Raw genomic sequence first — 5,785 nt, 5'->3', positions numbered from 1 at the left:
GGGGGGAGGGCTTGCGGGTGGCCCGCGCGGTCAGGAACTCCTCGATCAGCGTTGCAACCGATTCGTCCCGTTTGTCATGCATAAGGGATATTATGCATGATTTTCGCGTTCCCGACCAGAGCGGACAGGGGGAGCGGCCTGCTTCTCCTGGCCGTTCACGGCAACTCGGGTGTGGAGCGTTGTGCCACCATGGCGGTCGCGGTGGGGGCTCCACGAAGGGGAAGGCCGGATGACGCAGCCGGACGGTGCTGGTGGGCGACCGGGCGACGGTGCAACACCCGCGCCGTGGGTCGCTCCCGACCAGTGGGGACCGCCGACCCCGTGGACGACGCCCACACCGCCCGACCCGACCCCAAGCGCCATCCTGTACCCGCCGGCCGCGTCGACGCCGGCACCGACCACCCGCACGGTGGTGATCGGGCTCGTACTCCTGCTGCTGGCCTGCGCCGGAGGCGGGCTGGTGTTGCTCCGGCGCGCGACGACCGGCCCCGCCGATCCCTACCGGCACGCCGCGGACCGCCCAGATGCGGGGCCGTCGAGCATCGTCACGCCCGGCCAACCGCAGGGCCCGTACAGGGTCAGCTACGAGGTGACCGGTACGGGGCGTGCCTCGGTGCTGTACACGAGAAGCGCTTCGGTCACCGGGATCGTGTCGGTGACACTGCCGTGGCGGGCCACGCTGACGCTGGACGCCGACGTCGGCGAGGTAACCCTGCGGGCGTTGACGCCACAGGCGCCGCCCGACGGCTTCGCCTGCCGACTGGTGGTTGACGGCGAGACGGTCGTTGACAGCACGCCCGACGAGTCCGGCGCAGTCACCTGTCAGGTCCAGTTGGACTGAGGCCGACCCGCTCTCCGTGGGGAAGGTGGGCGATCAACCAGCTTGACATAATGTACGTTATCGAATCGCAGCTGCTGTCCGTTCCAGGCGGCTTGAGCAGACCCTCGGCGGACCGCTGTCCGGTAATACCGAGGCGATAACGCCGGTACCGCTGCACGGGCACCGAAGTCAGCCGGCGTCGTCACCTCCCGGCTGGCGAGCAGCGCAGTGCCGTCACCGCAGCCGCTTGGGGGTGAACCTGGTTGGCGGGTCGGCGATGGCGTCCTGGGTGGCGACCAGCTGGATCTCCCGGGTGCCCGCCGCGAGCGTCGCCTCGAGGATGGCGAAGATGGTGTTGGTGGTTCGCGCCAGTGCTGTCTCGGGCGAGCCGGTCGTCGACAGGTGGGCGAGGTACAGCGCGGCGGTGACGTCGCCGGCGCCGTTCGGGCTGATCGGCAGGAGCGGCGTGGTGACCGCCCAGGCGCCCTCGTCCGACACGGCCACCACCTCCAGGCACCCTTCGGGGACGTCGCCGTGCAGCACGCTGGTGACCAGCACGTGGCGCGGTCCCATGTCGCGGACGACGTCGACCGCGTCCAGCAGCTCCTTCGGCGAGTTCGTCGTACGGCCGGACAGGAATTCCAGCTCGAACTGGTTCGGGGTGACGATGTCCGCGCGCGGGACGACGGTGTCCCGCAGGTACTCCGGGATACCCGGCCGGACGAACATGCCGCGGCCGACGTCGCCCATCACCGGGTCGCAGCAGTACACCGCGTGCGGGTTGGCCGCCTTCACCCTGTCGACGGCGTCGAGGATCACCGCTCCCATCGCCGGGTCGCCCTGGTAGCCCGAGAGCACCGCGTCGGCGGTTCCGAGGACTCCGCGGTCCTCGATGCCCGCGATGACCTCGGCGACGTCGGCCGGTGCGAGCAGCGGCCCGCGCCAGGCGCCGTATCCGGTGTGGTTCGAGAAGTGGACGGTCAGCACCGGCCAGACCTCGTGCCCGAGCCGTTGGAGGGGGAAGACGGCGGCGGAGTTGCCGACGTGGCCGTACGCGACCGAGGACTGGATGGACAGGATCTTCACCAGCCCATGGTCGCATCCCCCGGATGTGAATCCGCGTCAAACCCGGCCATCTCGCCTTGGCGCCCCAAGCTGGGCATCCGGTCGTCGTTGCGTTCGGTCCACTGTGGTGGGCATCATCGATGCACCTGCGTCACCGGGGAGGACGCGTGGGGACACGGATCACGGGGGTTCTCCGCCGGCGCCTGCGCTGGCGCGGCCGTCGCGCGGCGGGTTTCCTGGGGCTGCTGGCGGTGTCGGCGGCGCTGCTGGCCTGGGGCCGGGTGGTCACCGGCTACAACCAGGAGCTGCTGCTCAACATCGGCGCCAGCATCGTCATCGTGGCGTTCTCGTACGCGATCGTGGACCCGTTGTTCGAGGAGCTGCGCCGGTCCCGGGTCGAGGAGCACCCGCACTTCGACGACGAGGAGTTCAGCGCGCATGTGGCTGCGGCGAGCTCGACGGTCTCGATCATGGACATCGGTAGTCACCTGCTGGAGGGGCCGGGACGTGACCGGTTCCTGCGGGCTCTGCGGACGGCGTTGGGCAACGGGGTGCTGGTGCGGGTGTTGCTGCTGGATCCGGATTCGGCGGCGGCGTCGCAGCGGGCCGAGGAGATCCGCCCGGTGAACGTCCGGGAGGTGATCGTGGACAATCTGCGCCGGCTCAACGAGTTCGCCGAGTCCCTGGACGCGGAGACCCGCGCCCGGCTTCAGGTGCGCATCTACGACGCCTCGCCGACGGTGCACATGTTCCGCTGGGACGACAAGGCGTTGATTTCGTTCTTCCCGGTCGGGGTGCGGGCGTCGGCGGCTCCGCACCTGGAGGTGTTCATGGGCAGCCCGTTGGGTGAGTTCGTGGAGAGCCGCTTCGACGAGCTGTGGGGGCACCCGAGTACGCGCCGGCTGGACGAGTACATCTGCCTGCCGATGGCGTTGCGGTACGACGGTGTGGTGTTGCGGTCGTGCCTGGTGCATTTCGTGGTGTTGCCGGACGGGTGGTGCATCGACGGGTCGCCGATCGTGGATCAGTTGACCGATCACGGTACGGGGCCGTTGGAGGTGGAGTTGTCCCGGCCGTTGGTGGTGGACGGTTGGTCGGGTACGCGGTTCCGGTTGGCGCGGGTGGACGGGGACGCGCAGCGGGCGCGGGTGTTCGCGTTGTTCGACGTGAAGTACGGGCCGCGCCGGTTGGCCGGTCCGGGGCGGGCGCGGTTGGCGTTGCGGCTGATTCCCCGGCTGGAGGCGGCCGGGGATGACGTCGGTTCGGCGTTGTCGGCTTCGGACGGTGCGGCTCCGGATGCGTCGGTGGCGTGACGACGGCGTGAGCGGCCCGCGGGTTGGAGTGACCGTTCGGCTCAGGCTTTCGACCGTTCGGCGCGGGAGGGGTTTCGGCGCAGCGTGCGGTGGGGGCATGAAGCGGGAAGGTTTCCCGCCATGTTTCGGAAAGGAAGCTGCATGCTTTCCGCACTCGATCGTCGGCACACCGTCGCGCCGCCCGGGTACAGCCGTTGGCTGATTCCGCCGGCGGCGTTGGCGATCCATCTCTGCATCGGGCAGGTCTACGCGACCAGCGTCTACAAGAACTCTCTGATCGCGCACTTCGACACCAGTCAGACGGCGATCGGCATCATCTTCAGTATCGCGATCGTGATGCTGGGGTTGTCGGCCGCGGTGGCGGGCACGTGGGTGGAGGCGAACGGGCCGCGTAAGGCGATGTTCGTCTCGGCGTGCTTCTGGGCGGCCGGGTTCCTGGTCGGCGCCCTGGGCATCGCGACTCGTCAGTTGTGGTTGCTGTATCTGGGGTACGGGCTGCTGGGTGGCATCGGTCTGGGGATCGGGTACATCTCCCCCGTCTCGACGTTGATCAAGTGGTTCCCGGACCGGCCTGGTCTGGCGACGGGTCTGGCGATCATGGGCTTCGGTGGTGGGGCGATGGTGGCCTCTCCCCTGTCCCGGCAGCTGCTGTCGTTCTACGACCCGGGGTACGACCCGGCGAACGCGGGTTCGACGGCGTCGGGCAGCGCGCTGGTGTGGCTGTTCGTGACGTTGGGCGTCGGCTACTTCCTGATCATGATGTTCGGCGTGTTCAACGTGCGGGTGCCGGCGGCGGACTGGCGGCCGGCCGGGTTCGACCCGGCGCGGGTGGCGGCGAAGCCGCTGGTGACCACGGCGAACGTGTCGGCGGCGAACGCGATCAAGACGCCGTCGTTCTGGCTGCTGTGGGTGGTGCTGTTCTGCAACGTGACCGCCGGTATCGGCATCCTGGAGCAGGCGAGCCCGATGATTCAGGACTTCTTCCGGGACAACGGCACGTCGGCGGTGTCGGTGGCGGCGGCGGGCGGTTTCGTGGGGCTGCTGTCGCTGTTCAACATGGCGGGCCGGTTCGTGTGGTCGTCGACGTCGGATCTGATCGGGCGTAAGCCGATCTACATGGTGTATCTGGGTGTCGGCATGGTGCTGTACACGCTGCTGGCGCTGTTCGGGCACACCGCGACGGCGTTGTTCGTGCTGTTGGCGTGCGTGATCCTGTCGTTCTACGGGGGCGGTTTCTCGACCGTGCCGGCGTATCTGCGGGATCTGTTCGGCACGTTCCAGGTGGGGGCGATCCATGGGCGGCTGTTGACGGCGTGGTCGGCGGCGGGCGTCGCCGGGCCGCTGATCGTCAACGGGTTCCTCGACGCGCAGGGCAAGCCGGGGACGTTGACGGCGGCGGCGTACCGGCCGGCGTTGTTCACGATGGTCGGGTTGCTGGCGGTGGGATTCATCGCGAACCTGTTGATCCGGCCGGTGCCGGAGCGGTTCCACGAGCCCGCGGCGGGTGTGGATGAGGGTACGGAGACGGTGACGGCGGAGAGGAGCGGCTCGCGATGAACGAGGACCACCGGTACGGGCAGCAGGCCCGGTTGTGGATTTCCTGGTTGGTGGTGTCGGTGCTGCTGGGTTACGGGGTGGTGCAGACGGCCATCACGGCGGCGAAGCTGTTCACCAGCTGACGCGGTGCTGATGCGGACGGCCCGGGGGTGCTCTCCCCCGGGCCGTTTTCGGTTACAGTCCGCCGGCGACGCGTAGGACGGCGCCGGTGGTGTAGGAGGCGTCGGGGCTGAGCAGCCAGGCGATGGCGCCGGCGACCTCGTCGGGTTCGCCGGAGCGGCCGAGGGGGATTCGCCCGGCGGCGCTGTGGGGGCGGTCGGGTACGCCGGAGAGGGCGTGGATGTCGGTGCGGATGATGCCGGGGGCGACGGCGTTGACCCGGATGCCGCGGGGGGCGAGTTCCTTGGCCAGGCCGACGGTGAGGGTGTCGGTGGCGGCTTTGACGGCGGCGTAGTGGATGTACTCCCCCGGGCTGCCGAGGGTGGCGGCGGCGGAGGAGACGTTGACGACGGCGCCGCCGTGGGTCATCCGGCGGGCGGCCTGCTGGGCGCAGAGGACGTAGCCGATGAGGTTGACGTCGACGACGCGACGCAGGTCGTCGGCCCGCAGGTCGGTGAAGGCGCCGATCGGGCTGGTGATGCCGGCGTTGTTGACCAGGCCGGTGAGGGGGCCGAGCTCGGCGGTGGTGTCGAAGAGCCGGTGGACCTGGTCGGGGTCGGTGGTGTCGGCGGGTACGGCGATGCCGCGGCGGCCGGTGGCGTGGATGTCGGCGAGGACGGCCTGGGCGGCGTCGTGGTCGCGGCGGTAGGCGATGGCGATGTCGTGGCCGGCGGCGGCGAGTCGGCGGGCGGTGGCGGCGCCGATGCCGCGGCTTCCGCCGGTGATGACTGTGACCGGATTCAATGGATTGCTCCCTGCCCCGTGTGTGCGGCCGACGTTACCGTGGCCGGCAGGGACCGGCGGTGGAGAGGATGGTCACCATGGGGCGGGCGTTGGTGCTGGGTGGCGGCGGGGTGACCGGGGTGGCCTG

The 5,785-nt window shown here is 69.8% G+C and carries 6 protein-coding genes; 4 read left to right on the top strand and 2 right to left on the bottom strand.

Annotation, left to right across the window (positions count from 1 at the left end; all coding sequences use genetic code 11):
- The first annotated feature begins 229 nt into the window (after window positions 1-229).
- Window positions 230-841, top strand: a complete 612-nt coding sequence (locus tag DKL51_RS21435; RefSeq protein ID WP_124812417.1) for an MmpS family transport accessory protein — start codon at window positions 230-232, stop codon at window positions 839-841.
- 213 nt (window positions 842-1,054) lie between these two features.
- Here DKL51_RS21435 and pdxY read toward each other — a convergent pair whose 3' ends face one another.
- Window positions 1,055-1,906: a pyridoxal kinase PdxY gene (gene pdxY, locus DKL51_RS21430; RefSeq protein WP_124812416.1), complete on the bottom strand. Its 852-nt coding sequence runs from the start codon at window positions 1,904-1,906 to the stop codon at window positions 1,055-1,057.
- Window positions 1,907-2,052: 146 nt separating this feature from the next.
- Between pdxY and DKL51_RS21425 the strand changes: the two genes are divergently transcribed.
- The 3 genes from DKL51_RS21425 to DKL51_RS36545 all read left to right on the top strand — a co-directional run bounded on the left by DKL51_RS21425 (window position 2,053) and on the right by DKL51_RS36545 (window position 4,877).
- Window positions 2,053-3,198, top strand: a complete 1,146-nt coding sequence (locus DKL51_RS21425) for a hypothetical protein (RefSeq protein ID WP_109966785.1) — start codon at window positions 2,053-2,055, stop codon at window positions 3,196-3,198.
- A gap of 141 nt (window positions 3,199-3,339) precedes the next feature.
- Entirely contained in the window at window positions 3,340-4,755 is a 1,416-nt protein-coding gene (locus DKL51_RS21420; protein ID WP_124812418.1) for an OFA family MFS transporter, read from the top strand.
- Window positions 4,752-4,877, top strand: coding sequence for an MFS transporter small subunit (locus DKL51_RS36545; protein WP_260428610.1), 126 nt, complete (start codon window positions 4,752-4,754; stop codon window positions 4,875-4,877). Before DKL51_RS21420 ends, DKL51_RS36545 begins: the two co-directional genes overlap by 4 nt.
- A 52-nt stretch (window positions 4,878-4,929) precedes the next feature.
- Here DKL51_RS36545 and DKL51_RS21415 read toward each other — a convergent pair whose 3' ends face one another.
- Window positions 4,930-5,658: an SDR family oxidoreductase gene (locus DKL51_RS21415; protein WP_124812415.1), complete on the bottom strand. Its 729-nt coding sequence runs from the start codon at window positions 5,656-5,658 to the stop codon at window positions 4,930-4,932.
- Between the last annotated feature and the right edge of the window lie 127 nt (window positions 5,659-5,785).

This window comes from Micromonospora globispora (assembly GCF_003857015.1).
Classification (GTDB): domain Bacteria; phylum Actinomycetota; class Actinomycetes; order Mycobacteriales; family Micromonosporaceae; genus Micromonospora; species Micromonospora globispora.
Note: the sequence above shows the minus strand (reverse complement) of the source record. Positions and strands in the feature narration are given on the sequence as shown.

Bases quoted from the DNA above. Each gene is read 5' to 3' on its own strand.
- DKL51_RS21435 (WP_124812417.1), top strand. From the start codon at position 230: ATGACGCAGCCGGACGGTGCTGGTGGGCGACCGGGCGACGGTGCAACA.
- DKL51_RS21420 (WP_124812418.1), top strand. From the start codon at position 3,340: ATGCTTTCCGCACTCGATCGTCGGCACACCGTCGCGCCGCCCGGGTAC.
- DKL51_RS36545 (WP_260428610.1), top strand. From the start codon at position 4,752: ATGAACGAGGACCACCGGTACGGGCAGCAGGCCCGGTTGTGGATTTCC.